Origin of the sequence: Maribacter cobaltidurans (genome assembly GCF_002269385.1) — a bacterium.
GTDB classification, from domain to species: Bacteria; Bacteroidota; Bacteroidia; order Flavobacteriales; family Flavobacteriaceae; genus Maribacter; species Maribacter cobaltidurans.
In genome coordinates, this window is sequence record NZ_CP022957.1 from 3,042,368 (window position 1) to 3,066,081 (window position 23,714).

At 39.4% G+C, this 23,714-nt stretch carries 23 protein-coding genes; 18 read left to right on the top strand and 5 right to left on the bottom strand.

Going from position 1 to position 23,714, the window contains the following annotated elements; genetic code table 11:
• Positions 1-36: 36 nt before the first annotated feature.
• From CJ263_RS13410 to CJ263_RS13425, 4 genes are all read left to right on the top strand, one after another.
• On the top strand, positions 37-1,971 hold the full coding sequence (locus CJ263_RS13410; protein ID WP_094997742.1) for a carboxypeptidase-like regulatory domain-containing protein: 1,935 nt from the start codon (positions 37-39) through the stop codon (positions 1,969-1,971).
• A 70-nt stretch (positions 1,972-2,041) separates the two neighbouring features.
• Positions 2,042-2,605 (top strand): RNA polymerase sigma factor, encoded by a 564-nt coding sequence (locus tag CJ263_RS13415; protein ID WP_094997743.1) that lies wholly within the window; start codon positions 2,042-2,044, stop codon positions 2,603-2,605.
• Positions 2,592-3,362, top strand: a complete 771-nt coding sequence (locus tag CJ263_RS13420; RefSeq protein WP_094997744.1) for a hypothetical protein — start codon at positions 2,592-2,594, stop codon at positions 3,360-3,362. The genes CJ263_RS13415 and CJ263_RS13420 overlap by 14 nt, the downstream gene beginning before the upstream one ends.
• A gap of 93 nt (positions 3,363-3,455) precedes the next feature.
• Positions 3,456-4,535 carry a hypothetical protein gene (locus tag CJ263_RS13425; RefSeq protein WP_094999250.1) on the top strand — a complete coding sequence of 360 codons (1,080 nt, stop codon included), beginning with the start codon at positions 3,456-3,458 and terminating at the stop codon, positions 4,533-4,535.
• 60 nt (positions 4,536-4,595) lie between these two features.
• Here CJ263_RS13425 and CJ263_RS13430 read toward each other — a convergent pair whose 3' ends face one another.
• Positions 4,596-4,838, bottom strand: coding sequence for a zinc-ribbon domain-containing protein (locus CJ263_RS13430; protein ID WP_094997745.1), 243 nt, complete (start codon positions 4,836-4,838; stop codon positions 4,596-4,598).
• A gap of 77 nt (positions 4,839-4,915) precedes the next feature.
• On the opposite strand from CJ263_RS13430, the gene dnaG reads away from it, so the two are divergent.
• Positions 4,916-6,895, top strand: a complete 1,980-nt coding sequence (dnaG, locus tag CJ263_RS13435; protein WP_094997746.1) for a DNA primase — start codon at positions 4,916-4,918, stop codon at positions 6,893-6,895.
• 61 nt (positions 6,896-6,956) lie between these two features.
• Here dnaG and CJ263_RS13440 read toward each other — a convergent pair whose 3' ends face one another.
• The gene (locus tag CJ263_RS13440) at positions 6,957-7,586 is read right to left on the bottom strand and encodes a response regulator (RefSeq protein WP_094997747.1); all 630 of its coding nucleotides are present in this window, start codon (positions 7,584-7,586) and stop codon (positions 6,957-6,959) included.
• A 173-nt stretch (positions 7,587-7,759) separates the two neighbouring features.
• On the bottom strand, positions 7,760-8,548 hold the full coding sequence (gene nadE / locus CJ263_RS13445; protein WP_094997748.1) for an NAD(+) synthase: 789 nt from the start codon (positions 8,546-8,548) through the stop codon (positions 7,760-7,762).
• 90 nt (positions 8,549-8,638) lie between these two features.
• On the opposite strand from nadE, the gene gldB reads away from it, so the two are divergent.
• Positions 8,639-9,595 (top strand): gliding motility lipoprotein GldB, encoded by a 957-nt coding sequence (gene gldB / locus CJ263_RS13450; protein WP_094999251.1) that lies wholly within the window; start codon positions 8,639-8,641, stop codon positions 9,593-9,595.
• The gene (gene gldC, locus CJ263_RS13455) at positions 9,596-9,931 is read left to right on the top strand and encodes a gliding motility protein GldC (RefSeq protein ID WP_094997749.1); all 336 of its coding nucleotides are present in this window, start codon (positions 9,596-9,598) and stop codon (positions 9,929-9,931) included.
• A 26-nt stretch (positions 9,932-9,957) separates the two neighbouring features.
• Here the strand turns inward: gldC and yihA are convergent, their stop codons facing one another.
• On the bottom strand, positions 9,958-10,584 hold the full coding sequence (gene yihA, locus CJ263_RS13460; protein WP_094997750.1) for a ribosome biogenesis GTP-binding protein YihA/YsxC: 627 nt from the start codon (positions 10,582-10,584) through the stop codon (positions 9,958-9,960).
• Between the two features lie 10 nt (positions 10,585-10,594).
• Entirely contained in the window at positions 10,595-11,359 is a 765-nt protein-coding gene (locus CJ263_RS13465) for an alpha/beta fold hydrolase (RefSeq protein ID WP_094997751.1), read from the bottom strand.
• 258 nt (positions 11,360-11,617) lie between these two features.
• Between CJ263_RS13465 and CJ263_RS13470 the strand changes: the two genes are divergently transcribed.
• From CJ263_RS13470 to CJ263_RS13520, 11 genes are read left to right on the top strand one after another with little or no spacing between them, the layout of a single operon-like run.
• Positions 11,618-12,091 carry a division/cell wall cluster transcriptional repressor MraZ gene (locus CJ263_RS13470; protein WP_094997752.1) on the top strand — a complete coding sequence of 158 codons (474 nt, stop codon included), beginning with the start codon at positions 11,618-11,620 and terminating at the stop codon, positions 12,089-12,091.
• The gene (gene rsmH / locus CJ263_RS13475) at positions 12,060-12,974 is read left to right on the top strand and encodes a 16S rRNA (cytosine(1402)-N(4))-methyltransferase RsmH (RefSeq protein ID WP_229702469.1); all 915 of its coding nucleotides are present in this window, start codon (positions 12,060-12,062) and stop codon (positions 12,972-12,974) included. Before CJ263_RS13470 ends, rsmH begins: the two co-directional genes overlap by 32 nt.
• 2 nt (positions 12,975-12,976) lie before the next feature.
• Positions 12,977-13,312: an FtsL-like putative cell division protein gene (locus tag CJ263_RS13480; RefSeq protein ID WP_229702470.1), complete on the top strand. Its 336-nt coding sequence runs from the start codon at positions 12,977-12,979 to the stop codon at positions 13,310-13,312.
• 3 nt (positions 13,313-13,315) lie between these two features.
• Complete coding sequence (locus tag CJ263_RS13485) at positions 13,316-15,322, top strand: penicillin-binding protein (protein WP_094997754.1); 2,007 nt, start codon at positions 13,316-13,318, stop codon at positions 15,320-15,322.
• Complete coding sequence (locus tag CJ263_RS13490) at positions 15,319-16,782, top strand: UDP-N-acetylmuramoyl-L-alanyl-D-glutamate--2,6-diaminopimelate ligase (RefSeq protein WP_094997755.1); 1,464 nt, start codon at positions 15,319-15,321, stop codon at positions 16,780-16,782. Before CJ263_RS13485 ends, CJ263_RS13490 begins: the two co-directional genes overlap by 4 nt.
• Before the next feature lie 28 nt (positions 16,783-16,810).
• Positions 16,811-18,031: a phospho-N-acetylmuramoyl-pentapeptide-transferase gene (gene mraY / locus CJ263_RS13495; RefSeq protein ID WP_094997756.1), complete on the top strand. Its 1,221-nt coding sequence runs from the start codon at positions 16,811-16,813 to the stop codon at positions 18,029-18,031.
• Positions 18,032-19,366: a UDP-N-acetylmuramoyl-L-alanine--D-glutamate ligase gene (gene murD / locus CJ263_RS13500; protein ID WP_094997757.1), complete on the top strand. Its 1,335-nt coding sequence runs from the start codon at positions 18,032-18,034 to the stop codon at positions 19,364-19,366. It begins immediately after the preceding gene.
• 3 nt (positions 19,367-19,369) lie between these two features.
• Complete coding sequence (locus tag CJ263_RS13505; protein ID WP_094997758.1) at positions 19,370-20,572, top strand: FtsW/RodA/SpoVE family cell cycle protein; 1,203 nt, start codon at positions 19,370-19,372, stop codon at positions 20,570-20,572.
• Positions 20,559-21,647: an undecaprenyldiphospho-muramoylpentapeptide beta-N-acetylglucosaminyltransferase gene (gene murG / locus CJ263_RS13510; protein WP_094997759.1), complete on the top strand. Its 1,089-nt coding sequence runs from the start codon at positions 20,559-20,561 to the stop codon at positions 21,645-21,647. The genes CJ263_RS13505 and murG overlap by 14 nt, the downstream gene beginning before the upstream one ends.
• 5 nt (positions 21,648-21,652) lie before the next feature.
• Positions 21,653-23,005 carry a UDP-N-acetylmuramate--L-alanine ligase gene (gene murC / locus CJ263_RS13515; protein WP_094997760.1) on the top strand — a complete coding sequence of 451 codons (1,353 nt, stop codon included), beginning with the start codon at positions 21,653-21,655 and terminating at the stop codon, positions 23,003-23,005.
• Entirely contained in the window at positions 22,995-23,714 is a 720-nt protein-coding gene (locus CJ263_RS13520; protein ID WP_094997761.1) for a cell division protein FtsQ/DivIB, read from the top strand. The genes murC and CJ263_RS13520 overlap by 11 nt, the downstream gene beginning before the upstream one ends.

Sequence of the window (23,714 nt, forward strand, 5' to 3'; positions counted from 1 at the left end):
TCAAAGTCGGCCAATTAAAATAATTCTGTTTATTAGATGAACGACCTCCGCTATGGTAAAATCCAATTTACACTGGTTGTAAGCCTACTACATGTTAGTATTTGCTTAGCTCAAACCTATCATGCCGGATTTAAATCTTTCCAATTAAAAGACAGTACAAGAATATACAAACCGGATACAGAACCAACCGACATCCTACATTATCGTCCTGTCGATTTGGACATTTGGTATCCATCAAGCGAAAAAAAAGAAAAAGCATTAAAGTTCGGAGATTTGTTCGGTCTATTTGAACAACGGGCGGTCAACTATCAGGATAACCAGGATTATTCCGGAATAACTAATGAACTTGCACAGTTTTATGTTTCCGAATTAGGTGTAGGTGCGGATGGTCAAAAATTATTGAACATTCAAACAAACAGCTTTTCTAACGTCGAACCTTCCTCAATTAAACATCCTGTCATCATTTATATGGCAGGTTTTAACGGAATGGGATTTGAAAACTATAAAATCCTTGAAAAACTTGCGGAAAATGGGTTTTTAGTCGTTTCTGTTTGGTCCGTTGGTCGCTACCCCGGTGATATGACCAATCAAAAAGAGGATATGTTAGAACAAGTTTATGACGCTGAATTTGCCATTCGATATCTAAAGCAAAACAGCTTTTTTAATGTAGATTTCAATACTATCGGTGTAATTGGTTGCAGTTGGGGAGGAATGAGTACAGCGGTTTTTGTCAACAGAAATCGATATACAAAAACCTTTGTTTCATTGGACGGGACAGAAACCCATTATTTTGGGGAAGAAGAGGAGAATGACCGATTTATTCAAGAAATCCACGATTCAAAACTTTTAGAACCAAAGAGTCAAAACATAAAATATCTTTACCTGGAAAGTGGCAATAAACTTGATGAGTTCCAACCTTTAAAAGACTTTAATTATTTTCGGGAACTTAATTCCGAAAAATACTATTTGCGTTTTACAAATAGTACCCATTCTGACTTTACTTGTATTCCTTCGATACTTGATGCTTCAGAAAATTCTATAAAAATTTTTAGAGACATTGAGCAATTGACCATTGCCTTTTTTAAAAAGACATTAGAAAATAAGGGTGTTTTTAAACCAGTTTGGGAAGACATAAGTACATTAAGCTATGTCAACAAGGAACTATATGACATTTCGATTAAGCCCAATGCAGCAACTGAAATAACGGGTATTGTTCTAGATAATAAAAATGATACGCCTTTGCCCTACGTAAATATTGGGATTTTAAACAAAGAAATTGGAACAGTTACAGATACCGAAGGTAAGTTTACTCTCAATTTAAAAGAGGGATTTGAAAACGATACCATAAGAATTTCATCAATAGGTTATAAACCTGTTGAGTTTTTGATCAGGGGCATAGCTCAAAAAACACGCCCGATTTCAATAAAACTTAAAGAACAAATAAATGAATTGGAAGAGGTTGTCGTTTCAGCAAAGGCATTCAAGAAAAAAATACTCGGGAACAAAACCGAATCGAAATTCATCAGTACAGGGTTTAGTTATGACCAGCCTGGTGCAGAAATGGGCGTTAAAATCAACATTCGAAAAACTCCGACATTTGTGGATGCTTTTAACTTCAACGTTTCTTATAACAGGTTAAGTTCAAAATCCACTTTTAGAATCAATTTTTATAACGTTGAAAACAATAAGCCAAAAGAAAATATCCTTTCTGATAATATTCTTGTTTCAATGGAACCAGAACAGGTTGGAAAAATAACTGTAGATTTAAAACCCTACAACATAGTTTTGAATAATGATGTAATCGTTTCTCTTGAATGGGTAGAAACAGAAAGGGAAAATAAGAAGGATGAAGCTATATTTTTTTCTCTTGGAATGTTCAACAGTGGGACACTTTTTAAAAAATCAAGTCAATCGAAATTCAAGAAATATAATAATATGGGAGTAGGATTCAACCTAGATGTCAGATATTAAAATTATTTTTTAACTCGGGCAACCAAAACAATTTTACCTGCGTCTATGTTAATAGAAGACCTTAAAAGATTTGAAGATTATACCCTTTTATAAAAACGAACGGCAAATTATAAAGAAAGCCATTGATGGGAACAGGGAAGCCCAAAAGACTTTATATGCCAAACATGCTCCCAAGATGCTGGGTGTATGTAGACAGTATATAAAGGATATCCATTTTGCCGAGGATGTAATGATTCAGGGGTTTGTAAAAATGTTCAAACATTTGGAGTCCTTTAAATTTGAGGGAAGTTTTGAAGGATGGGTACGGAGAATTATGATTAGGGAGAGTATCTCCTTTCTTAGGAAGCAACAATTTGTGGTATATGATGATGAGGTGTTTGAGAACAATCAATCTACAAATTCTGAGCAAATTTCGGATTTGGATACGGAGCACATTCAACAACTTATAGATGCCTTGCCTCAAGGATATAAAATGGTATTTGTCTTGTATACGATAGAGGGGTACAAACATCAGGAAATAGCGGATATGCTGGACATTTCGGAAAGTACCTCTAAAACACAATTGTTCAAGGCAAGAAAAATACTTAAAGAAAATTTAGAGAAACAAAATATCATCGGTTATGGAACCAGATAAATTTGAAAAATACATAAAGAGCAAGATGAACGAACGGGAAATTTCTCCTTCGGACGAAGCATGGGAAAAAATTTCCGGCCAAATCAATAGCTCAAAAAAACAAGGTAGGCCTACTTACTTTTGGATAGGGGTTGCTGCAAGCTTATTGATTTTGGTAAGTTTTTCCCTCTTTTACCTTAATTCGCCAAAGGACATTGAAGGTGTGGATAACGGAACAGTAGTAGATACGGAAGATTCCAATACCAAAAAGGAACTCAACAAGGAAGATAAGGCCATCGACCTGTACGAGAACGTTCCAGATGCTATTGTAATGGAAGACGAAACTGAAAAAAATATAATTGATTCCATAAGTGAAAGTGAAGGAGTAGAACCGGAGCCAGATTTGGTGCAAGAGGACTTAAGGGATACCAATGCTTTGGCAACAAATACGGATAGAATAGAATTACCGGAAAAAACGTTGGAGCTTGTACTGCCAAAGGATATTTTAAATGCCAAAATTGCTGAGGTCATTGCACAGGTAGATGCTATTGAAGCCAATGGAAAGGTATCAGACGCTGAAGTAGATTCTTTATTGTTAAATGCCCAAAAAGATATTTTAAGGGAAAAGCTTTTCAATCAAGATAGAACCGTTAACGCCATGGCTTTGTTAACAGAGGTTGAGGATGAACTTGATCAATCCTTCCGAGACCAAATTTTTGAATCGCTCAAAGCCGGTTTTCTTAAAGTTAGGACTGCTGTCGCAGACCGAAATAATTAAAAATCAATATCAATTAAATCACATTAAGCTCCATAATTTACTATGGGGAGTGGGACTGGAGTTTTATTCATCAAAAATCAAAATCAATTAAAAATGAAAACAATTACAACGTTTGCCCTATTTTTTTTCACCCTATTCGTGGTGAATTCATTAGCTGCCCAAGAGGATTATGAAAAGAAAATAGAAGTATTAAAGAGTCAAAAAGCAAAAATTACCGAGCAGGAAAAGGACGCTTTAAAATATGAAGTTGCTGATATTAATGAGCGATTCGAAGATGGACTAATATCCGCTGAGGAAGCTAAAACCTTAAAGGAGGCCGCTGCCCAAAAACGGGCCTTGAACATTGAGAATAGATTGATGATCATTGATAATCAAATTGCGCTTTTAGAACGTAATGAGGGTGTATTATTAACCCATATTAAAGTGGATTCCGTAGAGGAAGGACAAATTCGGATTGGAATCGATATCGGGGGTAAGCCTGGAGAAAGTTTTATTTTCAATTCCAAGCCTTGGAAAAAGGAAATAAAATATGATCGTAGAACTTACTCTGATTTTGTGCTTGCCGTTGGCTTAAATAATGCAATTATTGATGGACAATCTTTGGATGAATCTCCCTATAAGCTAGGAGGTAGTCGTTTTTTTGAAATGGGCTGGCAGTGGCGTACCCGTGTTTTTCAGAACACGAATTTTCTAAGATTGAATTATGGCTTCTCTTTTCAGTTCAATGGACTCAAAATTAAGGATAACCAATATCTTGTATTAAACGATCAAGGAAATGCGGAACTACAGGATTTTGACTTTGAATTGCAAAAAGCGAAGTTTAGAATGGATAATCTTGTTTTTCCAGTGCATCTAGAGTTTGGTCCATCCAAACTTAAGAAAACCGAAAAAACTATGAGGTATTCCTTGCACAACCAGTTTCGTTTGGGAATAGGTGCTTATGGTGGTTTTAACCTGGGAACTCGACAAAAATTAAAATATAACCAGGACGGTGATAGCGTTAAGGATAAATTGAAAAGGGATTACAACACCAATGACTTGATTTACGGACTAAGTGCTTATGCAGGTTTTGATGGTGTGCTACTCTATTTAAAATATGATTTAAACCCCATATTTAGTAATGCGGAAATTGAGCAAAGAAATGTATCTCTGGGTTTAAGGTTCGATCTTTAAAAATTAAGTTTTATGTTTATTTGAGTTAGTTAGGACATATCCAAGGAGGGTATGTCCTATTTAATTGTCAATGGCCGCGGTCATAGACTCGCTAAACTCTTCTGGGTAATAGACTCGTTTGCAATGACTGCACTCCACAATTTTCGATGAGGAAATTTTAAAGAGCTTTATCCAAAATAGATGAAAATAATTTGAAGAAATAGAGGCACTTAGAGTGCCCGTTTGGTTACAGTAAGGACAAGAGACACCATGGAGAAGTTTGGTTTCGGATTTGCCAGGCCGGGTTCCAAAGAAAAGAATCATTATTTTCCTTTATTTTCACCAAATGTAATAATTTTAAAGGCTATTTTCACGTATAGCCCACTCAGGAAAAAGCAAGGATGATTTCCAAAACCACCATAGATCAAGTATTTGAAACGGCCCGTTTAGAAGAGGTGATAGGAGATTTTGTACAGCTGAAAAAATCAGGTTCAAACTTTAAGGGCTTGAGCCCTTTTTCAGATGAGCGCACCCCTAGTTTTATGGTTTCCCCGGTCAAGCAGATATGGAAGGACTTTAGCAGTGGGAAAGGTGGAAATGTGGTGGCCTTCTTAATGGAGCATGAGCATTTCACCTATCCTGAGGCCATCAAATATTTGGCGAAAAAATACAATATAGAGGTTGAGGAGACGGAGCAATCCAACGAACAAAAGGAGCAGGCCAATGAACGCGAAAGCATGTACTTGGTATCTGAATATGCCGCAAATTATTTTAAGAATATTTTATGGAATTCGGAGTTAGGTAAGGCTATTGGGCTAAGTTATTTTAAGGAGCGCGGATTTACGGATGAAACCATTAACAAGTTTGGTCTGGGATACTGTCTCGATCAATGGGATGGTTTTACTACGGCGGCTTTGGATAACGGTTATAGATTGGAATATCTTGAAAAAACGGGACTTACGATTGTCAAGGAAGATCCCAACAATCCAAATAACCCCAAAAAGTTCGACCGTTTTAAAAGTAGGGTGATGTTCCCAATTCACTCCTTGAGCGGCAGGGTCTTGGGGTTTGGAGGTCGCATTCTCACCAAAGACAAAAAGGCGGCCAAGTATTTAAATTCACCTGAAAGTGAAATTTACCATAAAAGTAAGGTGCTTTACGGCATTTACTATGCCAAACAGGCGATTGCCAAAGAGGATAACTGTTATTTGGTAGAGGGATATACTGATGTTATTCAATTTTACCAAAGAGGGATTCACAATGTGGTGTCGTCCAGCGGTACAGCGCTGACGCCGGAACAAATTCGATTGGTTAACCGGTTGACCAAAAATATCACGGTACTGTTTGATGGTGACGCCGCGGGGTTAAGAGCTTCATTACGAGGTATAGACTTGATCTTGGAACAGGGCATGAACGTACGCATTTGCACTTTTCCGGAAGGCGAAGATCCGGATAGTTTTGCCAAGAATAATGAATTGGAGGAGGTTGAGCAGTACCTTAAGGATAATTCCAAGGATTTTATTAGATTCAAGGCATCACTTTTGGTCAAAGAAGCTTCCAATGACCCCATAAAAAGGGCAGATACGGTACGCGATATCGTAAACAGTATTTCCAAAATCCCGGATCGGATAAAAAAAGAAATCTACGTGCAGGAATGTGCACAGATTATGAACATTTCGGAAAATGTACTATTCGGTACCTTGGCCCAAATTGGTAAAAAAGATCAGGCAGATGCCATTAAAAAGGAAAAACAGGAGCAGAAAGCTTTTGATGTTGTTAGAAACGAACCTGTAGGTGAAAAAGTAGATGTTCAATATGAATTGGAGCGAAAAATTATCGAAAGTCTTTTGCTTTACGGGGATCAAAAGGAACAGTTTGAAGACTTGGTTTTAAAGGAAAATGAAAATGGAGATCTTATACTGGAGCCTGAGTCTTTGGAAATAAAGGTCTATGAAAAAGTGTATCTGGATTTACAGGAAGATGAAATAGAATTGGCAAACCCCAATTTTAGGCACGTTTATTATAAATTGATTGCCGCGTTAAATGAAACCGAGAATTTTAAGGTAAGCGATTTTATAGCCGAATTGGAACAGGATATGGCCAACGAAGTGTCCTCTATACTTATGGAAGAGGAAAGATATACATTGCATAATTGGGAGCGTAAGGATATTTATCCCAAGACAAAGAATATTGGAATAGCCCAATTGGTAAGTGAGACCATCTTAACCCTGAGGTGCTTTTTGATAAAAAGAAGGATGCAGGCCTTACAAAATGAAACGGACAATCCATCTGAGGAAAACAAGGAAATCCTGGAAGAAATCATGAACTATTTACAGCTCAATAAATTATTGAACCAAAAGTTGAATAGGGTACTTTCTTAATGCCCTTAATAAAAAAGACCCGCTCTTAAGGCGGGTCTTTTTTATTTGGTAAAAATAATATTTAGTAAAGTTCCAGGGCTTTGGCCTGCTGCAACAAGTCTACCATATTATCTACATTGAGCTTTTTCATCAAACGGGCCTTGTAGGTACTTACGGTTTTTTCGTTTAGGTTCAAACCTTGGGCAACCTCTTTGTTTCGTTTACCGCTTGCAAGAAGTTTCAAGACCTCAATTTCCCTAGTGGATAGTTTTCGGAAGAATCTTCTTGGTTTTTTTGTTCCTTCGTCAAAAGCCAATCTTTGCGCCAATTCATTGGTTATAAACATGCTTCCCTCACTAACTTTTTTGACCGCCGAGAGAATATAATCCACATCGGAAGATTTGGATAGATACCCAAAAGCTCCAGCTCTAATGGCACTAAGCGCATAGACATCTTCAGATTGTCCACTGTACATGAGTACCTTTACGTTGGGATATTCTTTTTTGATTTTTCTTAAAGCGGCTATTCCGTTCATTTCTGGAATGTCCATTTCAAGCATTACAACATCGGGGGTTACATTTTGTAGTTTTTTGAAAAGCTCCTCTGTGGTGGCAACATCGTCCACCATATCAAAACCATTAGCGGATTCTAGGACATTCCTTACACCCATACGGATGATCGGATGATTATCCGCAATTAAAACTTTTATCATTATGTTGTTTTTTCAAGATAGTTTAGGCCGGTTGTCTTTTTACTAAGGAAAAAGAGTACATGCAATGTAGGACTAAAATATCAAAATTAGAAGACAAAGATGTACTATTTTTCTTGAACGTCATGAAAATCGATTTATTATTCGATTTATTAACCTCATTATTAGGTGAGTGGTCATTTTAGGGATTCTGGAATAGTACAAACTGGAATAGGATCCATTTTATGACGATTCATGGTGTTGAATCTCGTGAAAATTGAAAAGACCTCTTTGTCCCTTCCTGTAAAATCATCTATCGTTTTTCCCTCGTCCTTCATCTTCATGGCCCATTCCAGCTCTGGATAAGAGGCCCCAATTTGATCCTCATCGGTTCTGTCGTCTCCCCATAGACCATCTGTAGGAGCAGCCTTTATTATTTCTTCATTGACCCCTAATTTTTTTGCGATTTCATAAACCTCGGTTTTCAATAGATCGGCAATGGGGCTTAGGTCTACACCACCATCCCCATATTTTGTGTAAAATCCGACACCAAAATCTTCCACTTTGTTCCCGGTTCCGGCAACAAGATACCTATTTAAAGCTGCAAAATAGTAGAGACTGGTCATGCGTAACCTGGCCCTGGTATTCGCCAAGGACATAAACCTTTCCTCTTCATTTTCAACTTTAGGAAAAGCAGCTACAAGACTATCAAAAACAGGGGTTAGGTTCACAGGTTGCCTACTGACGTTTGGAAAATTCCTTTGTAACCAATCTATGTGGTTGGAAGCCCTGTCAACTTGGTTTGGGGCTTGGTGTATGGGCATCTCCAAACAAAGCAGGTCCAATCCGGTTTTGGCACATAAGGTGGAGGTTACCGCAGAATCTATACCCCCGGAAACACCTATGACGAAACCCTTTTGGTTTGCATTGAGCGCATAATCCTTGAGCCAACCTACTATGTGATCAATAACTTTTTCCGTTTGCATACCCTTATAATATTTGTTTAGATCGATTAACTTTGCCTTAAAAATAAGTTGTCCTTATTTAAAAATAAAATGTATTTGGAAATACTTCGTATGAGAAAACCCATTTTTATTGTATTATCAATTTTACTGATTTTTATTGGATGTAATGACAGCGATAAGGTTGAGGAAGAGATATCGAAAATCCCTCTGGATTTAAAAATAGAAAGATTCGATAGGTTGTTCGCAGAGGCGGGAGAGGAAGGTTTGCCCAAATTGAGGAAAATGTATCCATACCTTTTTCCGGCCCCGGACAGTGTATGGATCGCCAAAATGAACGACTCCCTTCAGATTGAACTGTTCCAACAGGTAGGAAATACCTTCAATAGCTTTGAGGACGAGGAGGAAGGTCTTTTGGAATTGTTCAAACACATAAAATACTATTTTCCCGAGCAGAAGACTCCCAAAATAATCACGGTTACCAACGATGTGGACTATGATAACAGGATTATTCTGGCCGATACGCTCCTATTTATGGGGTTAGACAATTATTTGGGTTCCCAGCATAAATATTATGGAGGGTTTCAGCGCTATGTGGCAAAGATTCTAGATAGAAAATTCATGGTGAGCGATGTGGCCAGTGCCTTTGCAAAAAAAGTAGTCCCAAGGCCAAGGGACCGTTCCTACCTAGCAAGAATGATTTATTTTGGAAAGGAACTATACTTGAAGGATAAATTAATGCCCAATGCAAAAGATGAAATAAAGATTGGGTATAGCAAGGAAGAAATGGATTGGGCCATGGCGAACGAGGAGCCTATTTGGAGAAACTTTGTGGAGAATGAATATCTATACAGTACAGAAACTAGGTTGAACCAACGTTTTTTGGACCCGGCCCCTTTCTCAAAGTTTGGCCTGGAGCTGGACAATGAATCCCCGGGCCGATTGGGAAGATATATAGGTTGGCAAATCGTTAGGGCCTTCATGGAAAAGAATGAGGTGAACCTGAAGCAGTTACTGACCATGCCCGCTGAGGAAATTTTCAAGAAATCAAATTATAAACCAAGAAGCTAGATGGCAGAGTTACATGAGTCTGAAATTACTTTAAGAGTTGGTCTCGATGAAAATAGGGTACCGGAAAAACTTTCATGGTCCGCACAGGATGGAGGTATAGATAATGAAGAGGCCAAAGCCATGTTGCTCTCCGTTTGGGATAGCAAAAACCAAGAGTCTTTGAAAATAGATTTATGGACCAAGGACATGCCCGTGGATGAAATGAAAATTTTCTTTCATCAAACCTTGGTTTCCTTATCGGATACTTTTATGAGGGCCACCCAAGATGAAAAAATGACGGCTACTATGAAGGATTTTTGCGATTATTTTGCTGAAAAACTGGAACTGAAAAAGTAAATTGTACCCTATAGCTTCGGTAGCAGCTATATCGGGCTGTTTCGGTTTGCGTCAAAATACTCCTGGTTTATTGCGTCTATGTAAGCCAACAATTCGTCCCTTCCTAGTTTTTTACTTGAAGAAGTAATAAAGTATTGCGGTGCTTCCTCCCAAACGTCGTTCAATAAATGTTCAAGGTATTCGGTTACATGTCTTTGGATTGCCAGGGGCTTTAACTTATCGGCTTTTGTAAAAACGATTGCGAAGGGAATGCCGTTTTCCCCTATCCATTGCATAAATTCCAAATCAATGGCCTGTGGTTTATGTCTAATATCGATTAGGATAAAGGAGCAAACCAGTTGTTGTCGCTGTAAAAAGTAATCGGTTATGTATTTCTGAAAGGTCTTTTTGTCCTTTTTGGAAACCCGGGCATAACCATAACCTGGGAGGTCTACCAAAAACCAATTGTCGTTGATCTTAAAATGGTTGATCAATTGGGTTTTTCCTGGTCTGCCCGATGTCTTGGCCAGGTTCTTTCGATCCGTTAACATATTGATCAAGGAGGACTTTCCTACATTGGATCGTCCGATAAAAGCATATTCAGGTATTGGTTCATTGGGACATTTGGCAACATCCGAATTGCTTATTATAAAGTCTGCCGACTTGATTTTCATTGAGGTAAATTTAGAAGTTACGCTCTTGCAGCCACTTCTCCAAAATGGTATTGAACTCTTCCGGATGCTCCATCATAGGGGCATGGCCGCACTCCTTGATCCAAAATAAATTGGAATCTGGTAACAGTTCATGAAAAAGCTCGGCAACATCTGGTGGAGTTACCGTATCGTTCTCTCCCCAAATAATACATGTTGGAGTATTCATGGTCGGTAAATCCGTACTCATATTGTGTCGTATGGCACTTTTGGCAATGGCCAAGGTCTTTACCAGTTTTATACGGTCGTTTACAGTGGCGTAAACTTCATCAACAATTTCCTTGGTGGCCACCTCTGGGTCGTAGAAAACATCCTGTGCCTTCTTTTTAATGAATTCATAGTCGCCCCTTTTGGGGTATCCATCTCCCATGGCACTTTCATAGAGGCCAGAACTTCCAGTAATCACGAGCGCCTTGACCATTTTAGGGTATAATTTAGTATGCAGAAGACCAATATGCCCTCCCAGGGAATTACCCAATAGGATAACATCTTTCAATCCTTTATACTCAATAAACTTTTCAAGGTATTTGGCAAAATTCTTGACATTGGTCTTAAGCATGGGCATATCATAGATTGGAAGCTCTGGAACCAGCACCTTATATCCCTTTTTGGGAAAATGGTCCGTTACACCATGGAAATTACTTAGGCCGCCCATAAGGCCGTGCAGTATAATGATGGGGGTACCTTCCCCTTTTTCAATATACCTGAATTTTCCGTCTTTTCTTATTTCGTCCTCCATCTAATAGGGTTCTGATATTTGGGCAAATATAGGTAATTAGATAGAATAGAATAGAATATATCTGTCTGTCAAAAACGTCCTGGTTGCCATTGTAAGATTGTCTCCATCTCCTTGGAAAATGTCTTTAATGCTATTTCAGAGTCAACTTGTGTCAAAATTGAGGCAAAATTTTGCTATTTTATTAACAAAGTGGTTTTTTGTGGTAAAATGTGGTAATAATATTTATATATTTGAGTTTAATAAGAAAGACCAACAATTTTGGAAATCTATTTTTCAGGTGTTTATAACTGTAAGGCAGATGCCAAAGGGAGGGTAATGTTACCTGTATCCCTTAGGAATCAAATGGCTCCAATGTTGGGTAATGGTTTTTTTATAAAAAAGTCCTACTACGATGAATGTTTGGAGCTGTATCCCAAACATGAGTGGGAATCCGAGGTTAAAAAACTAAATGAAAGACTAGGGGACAGCAGAAAGGATCGTGAGTTTAAACGAAAATTTACCTCAGGACTGCGACAGGTAGAAATTGATGCCACGGGACGATTGTTGATTCCCAAAGACGTAATCGGTCTTGTGGATATTAAGAAAGATGTTGTACTGTCACCAATGGACAGGCATTTGGAGATTTGGGACAAGGCGACTTATGATGGAGATGTAGAGTCCTCTCCGGAAGAAAGGGAACAGTTGGCATATGAGGTCAAATATGCCGAAAAGCCTGGAGGCGATGTATCATAATCCGGTATTGCTCAAAGAGTCCGTTGATGGGCTGGCGGTAAAGGAAGATGGTGTTTATGTGGATGTGACCTTTGGTGGAGGAGGTCATTCCAAAGAAATATTGAAAAGGTTGGGCGATAATGGGAAGTTGTACGCCTTTGATCAGGACGAAGACGCACAGAAGAATCGTATTGATGATGATCGGTTCTTGCTGATAGGGGAAAACTTTAGGTACGTCACCCAATTTTTAAAGTTCTATGGCATACGGAAAGTGGATGGAATCTTGGCCGATTTCGGAGTATCCTCACATCAGTTCGACGAAGCTGAAAGAGGATTCTCCACACGTTTTGATGGGGTATTGGATATGAGAATGAGTAGGCGAAATGCGCTTTCGGCCTATGATGTGGTGAACACGTATTCTTATGATGAGTTAAGGAATATGTTTTTTGTTTATGGGGATTTGCGCAATGCCAATGCCATATCAAATACCATCGTTACGGAAAGGAGCAAGGAACCCATAAGTTCAACCGAAGAATTAAGGCAAGTGCTGAAAAAGTTTTTACCGGAACATAAAAAGCATAAAATTTTGGCCCAGATCTATCAGGCGATTCGCATTGAAGTAAATCAAGAGGTAGCCGTAATCAAGGAGTTTTTGGAACAGGTGCCGGAGCTGCTGAATGCTGGAGGAAGGCTAAGTGTTATTAGCTACCATTCGCTGGAGGACCGTTTGGTCAAAAGATTTATAAGGTCAGGGCAATTTGAGGGGGAGCCAGAAAAGGATTTTTATGGCAATATAAATGTGCCTTTGAAAAAAATAGGGCAGCTCATAGTCCCTACAAAAGAAGAGATAAAGGAAAATAGTAGGGCAAGAAGTGCCAAGTTAAGAATAGCGCAACGTGTATAACTATGATGAAAGTAAAAAAAGGTATACTGGATATTTTGAAGGGAAAGTTTTTGGTGGATGGCGATTCGCTAAAGAACTGGAGGTTCATCATCTTCACCTCCTTTTTGGCCGCAATCATGATAAGTAGTTCCCATAGCGCCGATAAAAAGGTGCATAAAATAGCGGCACTGAACGAAAGTGTAAAAGAGTTAAAAAACGAGTTTGTAGATGCACGTTCAGATTTACAGAAATTAAAATTGGAATCCACAATCACCAGTACGGTACAGGAAAAGGGTTTGTATCCATCGGAAAACCCACCAAAAAAAATAAAAGTAAAATCATTAAACCCTTCTAATTAGATAATGCCAGCAACTGATAAATCCATATTGTCCAGACTTTATATCGTTGCGGCATGCCTTGTGGTTTTTGCAGGTGCGGTATTGTTCAAGCTGGTCTCCATTCAGGTGGTGGATGGCGAGAAATATATGGCTCTTGCGGAAACGAGGACCACAAAGATGTTTACTATCGCTCCCAATAGGGGTAACCTTTATTCAGATGACGGGAGCTTGCTGGCCACTTCGGTTTCTAAATACAATATTCATTTTGATGCCGTAACGGTAAGTGAAAAGGACTTTAAGGAAAACGTAAAGCCCTTGTCAGATGCCTTGGCGAAATTATTCAATAAGGAATCATCCCATTATCAACAAATTCTTAGAAAGGCCAGACAAAATCAAAATAGGTATGCCCTGATTGCCAGAAACCTGGATTATTCGGAATATATGGCCGTTAAAGGCTTTCCGCTATTTGAAAAGGGTCCTTTTAAGGGTGGGATTGTAATTGAGCAGAGTACCAAACGTGAACATCCTTTGGGTAAAATAGCGGAAAGAAGCGTGGGTTATGAGCGTGTTGATGAAAAGGGGTACCATACCAGGGTGGGTATGGAAGGTGCTTTTAGTGAGTACCTGAGCGGAATCGAAGGGAAAAGGTCCAAAGTGAAAATCGCCAAGAACCAATGGAAGCCCATAGGGTATGATAATATCGTGGAGCCTAAGGATGGTTATGATGTCTATTCCACTATTGATATCAATATACAGGATATAGCCCACCACGCCCTTCTAAGACAGTTGGAGCATTACAAGGCCGATCACGGAACAGTGATTGTAATGGAAACCAAAACGGGAGAGGTAAAGGCCATTTCCAATTTAGGAAGAACTTCTGAAGGAAAGTATTATGAGCGGTTAAACTATGCTATTGGAGAATCGCATGAACCAGGGTCCACCTTTAAGTTGGTCAATTTAGTAGCTGCTTTGGAGGATAAGGTAATCGATACCAGCACCGTAGTGGATACCGAAAAAGGAAAATGGAAAATTTATAACCACTATGTTAGGGATTCCAAAAATGGCGGATATGGTAAAATTTCGGTGGCAAAGGCCTTTGAGGTTTCTTCTAATACTGCGTTCGCAAAAATTATTCATAACAATTACAAGGAGAACCCTGAAAAATATGTGAACCGCCTTATGAGTATGGATATTCATAAGCAACTAGGCCTTCCCGTAAAAGGAGAGGGCAAACCTGTTTTGAGGTATCCTGGTGATAAGGGATGGTCCGGTTTATCATTGGCCCAAATGGCCTATGGTTATGAGGTGGCCATGACCCCACTTCAAACTTTGGCTTTCTATAATGCCATTGCCAATGATGGAGAGTTGATCAAACCTAGATTAATCAAGGAGGTGAAAGAGTGGAACAAAACCGTTAAAAAATTTGATAAGGAGGTGCTAAACCCTTCTATATGTTCCAAAGAAACCGCTAAAAAGGTACAACAGTTATTAAAGGATGTGGTGGAACAGAAACATGGTACGGGACACGGTCTGTATTCCCCTAATTTCTCCATGGCGGGTAAAACGGGAACATGCCAGAAAAACTATGTGAGCAAAGATCCGGATAAGCTAAAGTACATCTCCTCTTTTGCGGGATATTTTCCTGCAGACAATCCAAAGTATTCCTGCATTGTGGTCATTCACGAGCCCGATAAAAGTGTGGGCTATTACGGTGCCGATGTGTCCGGGCCCGTATTCAAATCAATTGCCCAAAAAATCTATGCTACATCACCATTAACTGATGAAGTCGATGTTAAGGAAGCATTTGAGAACAGATTGGAAGAGGCTTACCAAGACTACTACGCAAATATCCAAAAACAATATAAGGAGGTTCCAAATGTACGAGGGATGAGTGGTATGGATGCCATTTCCATACTGGAAAATCTGGGACTGGAAGTAGAGGTAAAAGGAAATGGAAAAGTAAAGAATCAGTCGATTTCAAAAGGAACCGATTTAAATAAAGTGAAAAAAATAGTACTGGAACTTTCATGAAATTGTTAAAGGACATATTGTTCGGTGTGCATATCTCCGCCGTTAGTGGAACAACTAACTGTGAGGTGGCATCAGTATGTTTTGATTCAAGAAAGGTTCAAAAAGGAGATGCTTTTGTGGCCACTAGGGGGACGGTTACAGATGGTCATAAGTACATCGATAAGGCAGTTGAATTAGGTGCAAGGGCTGTCATTTGTGAGGAACTACCCAAAAAAATGATGAATGACGTCACCTATGTAGAAGTAGAAAATGGACAACAGGCCCTAGCTGTAATGGCCTCCAACTACTATGACAATCCTTCTAAGAATCTAAAGCTGGTCGGCGTAACAGGAACCAATGGTAAAACAACCGTTTCAAGTCTTTTGTATCAATTGTTCAAAAAGGCAGGTTATAAAGTAGGCCTGTTATCTACCATAAAGATTATGGTGGACGACACGGAATATTCTACGAGTCATACCACACCCGACGCCTTGGTCATCAACCATCATTTAAGATTGATGAACGAAGCTGGAGTGGAGTTTTGTTTTATGGAAGTCAGCTCCCATGGCATACATCAAAAAAGGACGGAGGGGCTGGTTTTTGAAGGGGCTATTTTCACCAATATTTCTCATGATCATTTGGATTATCATAAGACTTTTGCCGAGTATCGGGATACAAAGAAAAAGCTCTTTGATAATCTTCCAAAAAAAGCCTTTGCATTGACCAATATAGATGATAAGAACGGTCTGGTGATGCTACAGAATACAAAGGCCAGAAAATACACCTATGCCCTAAAGAATTATGCGGATTATAGGGCACAGATCTTGGAAAACCAATTTGATGGCCAGTTGTTGAAAATTGATGATAATGAATTATGGACAAAACTAATAGGGCACTTCAATGCCTATAATATGCTTTCCATATATGCTGCGGCAGACTTATTAGGACTGGAAAAATTGGAGATATTACGCTTGCTGAGCGAACTGGAAAATGTCGATGGAAGGTTCCAATATTATATATCTAAAAATAAAATAACGGCAATAGTTGATTATGCCCATACGCCGGATGCTTTAAAAAATGTGCTTGAGACAATCAACACGTTGAGGACTGGAAATGAAAACGTCATCACCGTTGTGGGGTGTGGTGGCGACAGAGACAGATCTAAGCGTCCGGTAATGGGCAATATCGCTTCGGAAATGAGCAACAAGGCAATTTTCACCTCGGATAATCCAAGGACGGAATCACCTAGCGCAATAATTTCCGAAATGGAGGGAGGGGTGGAACCTCAGAATGTAAAAAAATTTTTATCCATTGAAAATCGGGAGCAGGCCATAAAGACGGCATGCCAATTGGCAGCTGCCAATGATATCATTTTAATAGCCGGTAAGGGGCATGAGACGTATCAGGAGACTAATGGTAAACGCATTGATTTTGATGATTTCAAAATGGTAAAGGAATTTTTAAAGGCTATAAGTAAATAAGGATTACAAAGGGAATTAAGAATAATATATGTTAACCTACCTGTTCGAATATTTAGAAAAGCAATATCAACTGCCTGGAGCAAGTTTGTTCCAGTTCAGTACTTTTCGTGCGGGTATGGCCATCTTGTTTTCCCTTATAATTGCCACGGCATATGGTAAAAAAATAATCCTATTTCTTCAGAAACAGCAGGTTGGTGAGACCATTAGGGATTTAGGTCTAGAAGGACAACAGCAAAAGGCAGGAACTCCTACTATGGGAGGTGTAATCATTATAATGGCGACCCTGATTCCTGTTTTGCTTCTCGCAAGGTTGGATAATATTTATATCATTTTGTTGATTTTCACCACGTTGTGGATGGGTGTTATCGGTTTTATAGATGACTATATTAAGGTGTTCAAGAAAAACAAGGAAGGCCTTAAAGGAAGATTTAAGGTTATAGGTCAAGTGGTATTGGGTCTATTGGTAGGTGCTGTACTTTACTTTCATCCAGAAGTTACCATGCGTGATCATAATAAGACCATAATAACCGAACAGTTTACGGTAGAGGAGGTAAGGGGTGAAGAAATTAAGTCTACAATGACTACCGTTCCCTTTTTTAAAAATAACGAATTCGATTATGGAAGTTTTATTGGTTGGATGGGAGAGGGAGCAAAGAACTATGCTTGGTTGATATTCATTCCCATCATCATTTTAATCGTCACAGCAGTTTCAAATGGTGCAAATCTAACCGATGGTATCGATGGCCTGGCAGCAGGAACTTCAGCCATAATAGTATTTACCCTGGGTGTTTTCGCCTTGGTTTCCGGTAACATCATTTTTTCGGAGTATTTGGATATCATGTATATCCCAAGGGTTGGTGAGCTATTGATTTTTATTACGGCGTTCGTTGGGGCCTTGGTAGGTTTTTTATGGTACAATACCTTTCCCGCCCAAGTTTTTATGGGAGATACGGGAAGCCTTACCATTGGAGGGGTAATTGCAGTAATCGCCATTATCGTAAGAAAGGAATTATTGATTCCATTGTTGTGCGGTATTTTCTTCGCAGAGTCTATTTCAGTAATGCTACAAGTAGCCTATTTCAAGTATACAAAGAGAAAATTTGGCGAGGGAAGACGTATTTTTTTAATGTCCCCATTACATCATCATTACCAAAAAAAAGGATATCACGAGAGTAAGATTGTAACCCGATTTTGGATTGTGGGCATTATGTTGGCCGTTGTGACCATTGTAACACTTAAGGTGAGGTAAATGGCTTTTTTGGTAGTGCTTGGTGGAGGTGAGAGTGGTGTGGGTACGGCCATTTTAGGACAAAAAAAAGGATTTGATGTTTTTGTTTCCGACAAGGGAAAAATAAAGGAAAAATATAAAAACGTTCTTGAACATTTTGGGATTGATTGGGAAGAATCAACACATTCCGAGGAAAAAATAATGAAGGCCGATGTGGTCATGAAAAGTCCTGGAATTCCGGATTCCGTTCCGTTGGTGAAGGAGTTGGTCAATAAAGGCATTCCCGTTATCTCTGAAATTGAATTTGCATCAAGATATACCGATGCAAAGATCATCGGGATAACTGGAAGCAACGGAAAGACCACGACCACGATGCTCACCTTTCACATTTTAAAAAATGGTGGGTTAAACGTGGGTATGGCCGGTAATATTGGGGATAGTTTCGCCAAAATGGTAGCTGAAGAGGATTTCGATTACTACGTTTTGGAAATCAGCAGTTTTCAATTGGACGGTATAAGGGAATTTAAACCTCATATTTCCATAATTACCAACATTACACCGGACCATTTGGACAGATATGGGTATAAGTTCGAAAACTACATAGCTTCCAAATTCCTTATCACCAAAAACCAATCGGACGAGGATTATTTCATTTATGATGCAGACGATGAAGTTATTGTTGATTGGTTAAAGGAACATCCCGTTAAATCCAGATTAATGCCCTTTTCGCTAAAGCGGTCCTTTGGGGAAGGAGCTTATTTAGAAAACAATGAAATTAATATAACAACTCAAGAAGACACTATAAAAATGACGACAGACACCTTAGCACTCGAAGGCCAGCACAATGTAAAGAATACCATGGCAGCGGCCATGGTGGCAAAATTGGTAGGTATTCGGAAAGAAACCATTAGGGAATGCATTTCCAATTTCCAAGGTGCGCCGCATCGTCTGGAAAAAGTATTGAAAATACACCATGTTCAGTATATCAACGATTCCAAGGCTACCAATGTAAATGCTACATATTATGCCCTTGATAGTTTAAAAACACCTACGGTTTGGATTGTTGGTGGGGTGGACAAGGGTAACGAATATAAGGACTTGATGCCTTTGGTGAGGGAAAAAGTAAAAGCCATTGTCTGTTTGGGTGTTGATAATGAAAAGATAAAGGAAACCTTTGGTAATGTGGTAGATCTATTGGTGGAGACCTATGCCATGGAAGAAGCGGTGAAAGTGGCCTATAAGATAGCCGAAAGAGGAGATACGGTATTACTGTCACCGGCTTGTGCCAGCTTTGACCTTTTTGAGAATTATGAGGACCGCGGGAATCAATTCAAGAACTGTGTAAAAAACCTATAGTACGTGCGAAACCTATTGCAAAATATTAACGGGGATAAAGCCATTTGGGCCATTGCGGCGCTATTGGCATTATTCTCTTTTCTTCCCGTGTACAGTGCCAGTAGTAATCTGGTTTATGTTGTGGGCAATGGTACAACGGTGGGGCATTTGGTTAAACACGCCCTATTACTGTTTTTAGGTTTCGGAATTATTTACGGGGTTCATAAAATACCGACGCATTTTTTTAAGGGCTTGTCCTTAATTGCCATGCCTATTGTGATTGTACTGCTCGTTTTTGTTTTGGCACAGGGCACAACAGCAGGTGAAACCAATGCAAGTCGCTGGATTCGCCTTCCACTTGTTGGTTTTGGTTTTCAGCCATCCAACTTGGCGGCCGTGGTTTTGATGATCTATGTTGCCAGATACTTATCCAAAATTAGGGATGTGAAGGTTTCTTTTAAAGAAAGCATCCTACCATTGTGGTTACCTGTTTTTTTGGTGGTGGTACTTATCCTTCCTGCTAACTTTTCAACGGCCGGTATTATTTTTTCCATGGTGTTAATGCTTTGTTTTTTAGGCGGATATCCATTAAAGTATCTGTTGGCAATTGTAGGAACTGGAATTGCCTGTTTGGCCTTGTTCATTTTGGTGGCCAAGGCTGCCCCGGGTTTGTTTCCCAATAGGGTGGATACGTGGATGAGCCGTATTGATAGTTTTAGCAACCCTGAGGATACGGAAGGTACCTATCAGATAGAAAAGGCTAAAATTGCCATTGCAACGGGAGGTGTCATGGGTAAAGGTGCAGGTAAAAGTGTACAGAAGAATTTTCTTCCACAGAGTTCTTCGGATTTTATCTATGCCATTATTGTCGAGGAATATGGATTGATAGGTGGCTTTGCGTTAATGTTTTTTTATCTGTTTTTGCTCTTTAGGATTGTGGTAGTGGCCAATGGATGTAGCACTATTTTCAGTAAGCTTTTGGTGTTAGGAGTGGGTCTGCCCATCGTGTTTCAGGCATTGATCAATATGGCCGTTGCCGTGGAGTTGTTTCCGGTTACCGGGCAAAATTTGCCCTTGATCAGTAGCGGGGGAACTTCTAGTTGGATGACCTGTTTGGCCATTGGAATCATTTTGAGCGCAAGCAATAAAAATACGGCGCAGACCAAGGAAAGTACTGTGGATATCGATGAGAGTAACCCCTTAGAAGTATTGAGTGGGCAATTATAGATTTATCATTTCCGGAGGGGGAACAGGAGGTCATATTTATCCGGCAATTTCGATTGCCGATGAACTGAAACGAAGATATCCGAATGCCGAATTCCTTTTTGTGGGAGCAAAGGATAGGATGGAAATGGAGAAGGTTCCCCAAGCGGGATACAAAATTGAAGGATTGTGGATAACAGGGATACAACGGAAACTGACCCTTAAAAATATGATGTTTCCATTTAAACTGATAAGTAGTTTGATTAAGGCAAGCAAAATAGTAACCAAATTTAAACCCCATGCGGTTGTGGGCACGGGTGGTTTTGCTAGTGGTCCTTTATTAAAGGTGGCCTCGGGTAGGGGAATACCTTGTGTGCTTCAGGAGCAAAATTCCTTTGCTGGAATCACCAATAAATTACTTAAGGATAAGGTCGCCAAAATATGTGTGGCCTACGATGGAATGGAGCGTTTTTTTCCATCGGATAAAATTGTAAAAACGGGTAATCCCGTGAGGTCGGATTTGATTTCCATCAATGAGGACAAAAACGAGGCATTACGGTTTTTTGGTCTCGAAACAGGGAGAAAAACCCTTTTGGTACTTGGTGGAAGTCTGGGTTCCAAAAGAATCAACGCCCTAATTGCGGAAAATCTTGAGTTTTTCAAGTCTTTGGGCCTTCAGGTCCTTTGGCAATGTGGCAAGGGTTATATAGAAACATACAAACCACTGAATTCGGATACCGTGAAGGTCCATGCCTTTTTTAACGATATGGCCAAGACCTATGCCGCGGCTGACTTTATTATCTCAAGATCCGGCGCAGGAGCGGTTTCTGAACTATGCTTGGTTGGAAAACCCACCATTTTTATACCATCGCCTGTGGTTGCGGAGGATCATCAGACAAAAAATGCTCAGGCTTTGGTGGCCGAGGATGCCGCTATCATGATTAAGGAAAGCAATTTGGATGAAGATTTCAAGACTCGGTTTCAATCCGTTTTTGAGTCGAGGGAATTACAGGAAAATCTCGCTAAAAATATAAAGGCATTGGCCCTGCCAAATGCCACTAAGGACATATGTGACGAAATAGAAAAATTATTGAATTAGCCAAAATGGAAATTAAGGACATACATAGGGTTTACTTCATAGGTATCGGAGGTATTGGTATGTCCGCATTGGCCAGATATTTTAGGTTTATCGGTAAGGAGGTTGCAGGTTATGATAAGACCGAAACTCCTTTGACGCTTGAATTATCCGGCCATGATGTTTCCATCCACTATGATGATAATTTGGAATTGGTTCCAGAGGCGTTTTTAAATTCCAAGGGAACCTTGATTGTCTACACGCCAGCGGTAAAAACCACACATTCGGAATATCAATATTTCTTGAGGAACGGTTTTATCATCAAGAAGCGTTCTGAGGTATTGGGACTCATTACCAAGGATTCATTCTGCTTTGCAGTGGCGGGCACCCACGGTAAAACGACCACTTCGAGTATACTTGCCCACTTGTTAAAGGAAACCGGGACGCCGCTAACTGCTTTTTTGGGAGGTATATCAGAAGACTTCAATAGTAATTTTCTGTTAGAGGGAACAGATTATTCCGTTGTTGAGGCGGATGAGTTTGACAGGTCGTTTTTACGGCTTTCCCCAAACGTGGCCTGTATAACCTCCATGGATGCCGATCATTTGGATATTTATGGGAATGCCGAAGAACTGAAGAAATCCTTTCTACAATTTGTGGACAGAATAAAACCGGGGGGTAAATTGTTTATAAGAAAAGGATTGCCCCTAGAAGGTATTACATATGGTATTGACGATGATTCAGACTATTGTATAAGAAATATAAGAGTAGAACATGGTGCCTACATTTTTGATTTGGGAACTCCGGAAGAAACCTATTCCGGGGTTAAGTTCAACAAACCGGGAAGACATAATTTATTGAACGGTTTGGTTGCTTTTGCTATGGCGATACAGGCAGGTTCCCCACCGTATCGCCTAGCCGAAGCTTTGGCTACCTTTAAAGGAGTACAGCGAAGGTTTTCCTATAGAATTAAAAATGAGGACTTTGTTTTTATTGATGACTATGCACATCATCCTACTGAAATTGATGCCGTGTACGATGCCATTGAGGAAATGCACCCCAATAAAAGGGTATTGGCAATTTTTCAGCCTCATTTATACAGTAGGACGAAAGATTTTGGAGATGATTTTGCGAAGAGCCTGTCCAAATTTAACAGTGTTTTGCTTTTGGAAATCTATCCGGCTAGGGAAGAACCTATACCTGGTATAGATACGGCTTGGTTAATGGGAAAAATGACCAACTCCCGTAAGAAAATTATACAAAAAAAGGAGTTGGTTTCAGAAATAAAAAAACAAAATCCCGAGGTGCTTGTCATGATGGGTGCCGGAGATATTGGGCTAGAAATAATTAAAGTTAAAAAAGAATTGGAATATGCGCATTAATTGGAATGTATTGAAGATAGTTGCGCTAATGTTAGTAATAATGGGGCTTTACGCATTTTCTAACAATAGAAATCGCAACAAAAATGTAGTCAGCAGCAGGGTGGAATTTTTGGGAGACCAAAATTTGTATATCACTGAGGGAGCGGTTAATAAATTGTTAATACAAAATTATGGACGCCTAGAAAATGTGCCTAAAGAAAAATTAGTTTTGAATACTATAGAAAAGGCCCTTGAGGCCAATGAAATGGTGAAAAGTGCCCAAGTCTATATTACTATAGACGGTAAGCTAACGTCTAAAATTGTTCAACGTAAACCCATCGGACGCATTGAGGGGAATTCAAAATTCTATCTGGATGATGAAGGAAAGCGTATGCCGTTTTCGTCCAATTATTCGGCCAGGGTCCCTATTATAACAGGTGACATTACAGGTAAGAGTCTGGAGGACGTGTATAAAATTTTGGAGTTTATCAATAAGGACGATTTTTTACGTAAGAATGTAATCGGTATTCATATCAAGGCAGAAGATGATTATCAATTGAAGTTTAGGCTGAACCAGTTTGTAGTGAATTTAGGGGATATTGAAAATTTGGAAGCAAAGTTCAGCAACTTTAAAGCATTTTATGCCAAGGCCAATAAGGATAAGACCTTGGAGGATTTTGCCGTAGTTAGTTTGGAATTCAATAACCAGGTAGTGTGCACTAAAATTTAA

What these genes read in the sequence shown, in the direction of transcription:
- CJ263_RS13485 (WP_094997754.1), top strand. Translation starts at nt 13,316, where the DNA reads ATGCCAGCAACTGATAAATCCATATTGTCCAGACTTTATATCGTTGCG.
- CJ263_RS13480 (WP_229702470.1), top strand. Translation starts at nt 12,977, where the DNA reads ATGATGAAAGTAAAAAAAGGTATACTGGATATTTTGAAGGGAAAGTTT.
- dnaG (WP_094997746.1), top strand. Translation starts at nt 4,916, where the DNA reads ATGATTTCCAAAACCACCATAGATCAAGTATTTGAAACGGCCCGTTTA.
- murD (WP_094997757.1), top strand. Translation starts at nt 18,032, where the DNA reads ATGGCTTTTTTGGTAGTGCTTGGTGGAGGTGAGAGTGGTGTGGGTACG.
- CJ263_RS13410 (WP_094997742.1), top strand. Translation starts at nt 37, where the DNA reads ATGAACGACCTCCGCTATGGTAAAATCCAATTTACACTGGTTGTAAGC.
- CJ263_RS13490 (WP_094997755.1), top strand. Translation starts at nt 15,319, where the DNA reads ATGAAATTGTTAAAGGACATATTGTTCGGTGTGCATATCTCCGCCGTT.
- nadE (WP_094997748.1), bottom strand. Translation starts at nt 8,548, where the DNA reads ATGCAAACGGAAAAAGTTATTGATCACATAGTAGGTTGGCTCAAGGAT.
- yihA (WP_094997750.1), bottom strand. Translation starts at nt 10,584, where the DNA reads ATGAAAATCAAGTCGGCAGACTTTATAATAAGCAATTCGGATGTTGCC.
- CJ263_RS13430 (WP_094997745.1), bottom strand. Translation starts at nt 4,838, where the DNA reads ATGATTCTTTTCTTTGGAACCCGGCCTGGCAAATCCGAAACCAAACTT.
- CJ263_RS13425 (WP_094999250.1), top strand. Translation starts at nt 3,456, where the DNA reads ATGAAAACAATTACAACGTTTGCCCTATTTTTTTTCACCCTATTCGTG.
- gldB (WP_094999251.1), top strand. Translation starts at nt 8,639, where the DNA reads ATGAGAAAACCCATTTTTATTGTATTATCAATTTTACTGATTTTTATT.
- CJ263_RS13440 (WP_094997747.1), bottom strand. Translation starts at nt 7,586, where the DNA reads ATGATAAAAGTTTTAATTGCGGATAATCATCCGATCATCCGTATGGGT.
- CJ263_RS13420 (WP_094997744.1), top strand. Translation starts at nt 2,592, where the DNA reads ATGGAACCAGATAAATTTGAAAAATACATAAAGAGCAAGATGAACGAA.
- murC (WP_094997760.1), top strand. Translation starts at nt 21,653, where the DNA reads ATGGAAATTAAGGACATACATAGGGTTTACTTCATAGGTATCGGAGGT.
- CJ263_RS13465 (WP_094997751.1), bottom strand. Translation starts at nt 11,359, where the DNA reads ATGGAGGACGAAATAAGAAAAGACGGAAAATTCAGGTATATTGAAAAA.
- mraY (WP_094997756.1), top strand. Translation starts at nt 16,811, where the DNA reads ATGTTAACCTACCTGTTCGAATATTTAGAAAAGCAATATCAACTGCCT.
- rsmH (WP_229702469.1), top strand. Translation starts at nt 12,060, where the DNA reads ATGCCGAAAAGCCTGGAGGCGATGTATCATAATCCGGTATTGCTCAAA.
- CJ263_RS13520 (WP_094997761.1), top strand. Translation starts at nt 22,995, where the DNA reads ATGCGCATTAATTGGAATGTATTGAAGATAGTTGCGCTAATGTTAGTA.
- gldC (WP_094997749.1), top strand. Translation starts at nt 9,596, where the DNA reads ATGGCAGAGTTACATGAGTCTGAAATTACTTTAAGAGTTGGTCTCGAT.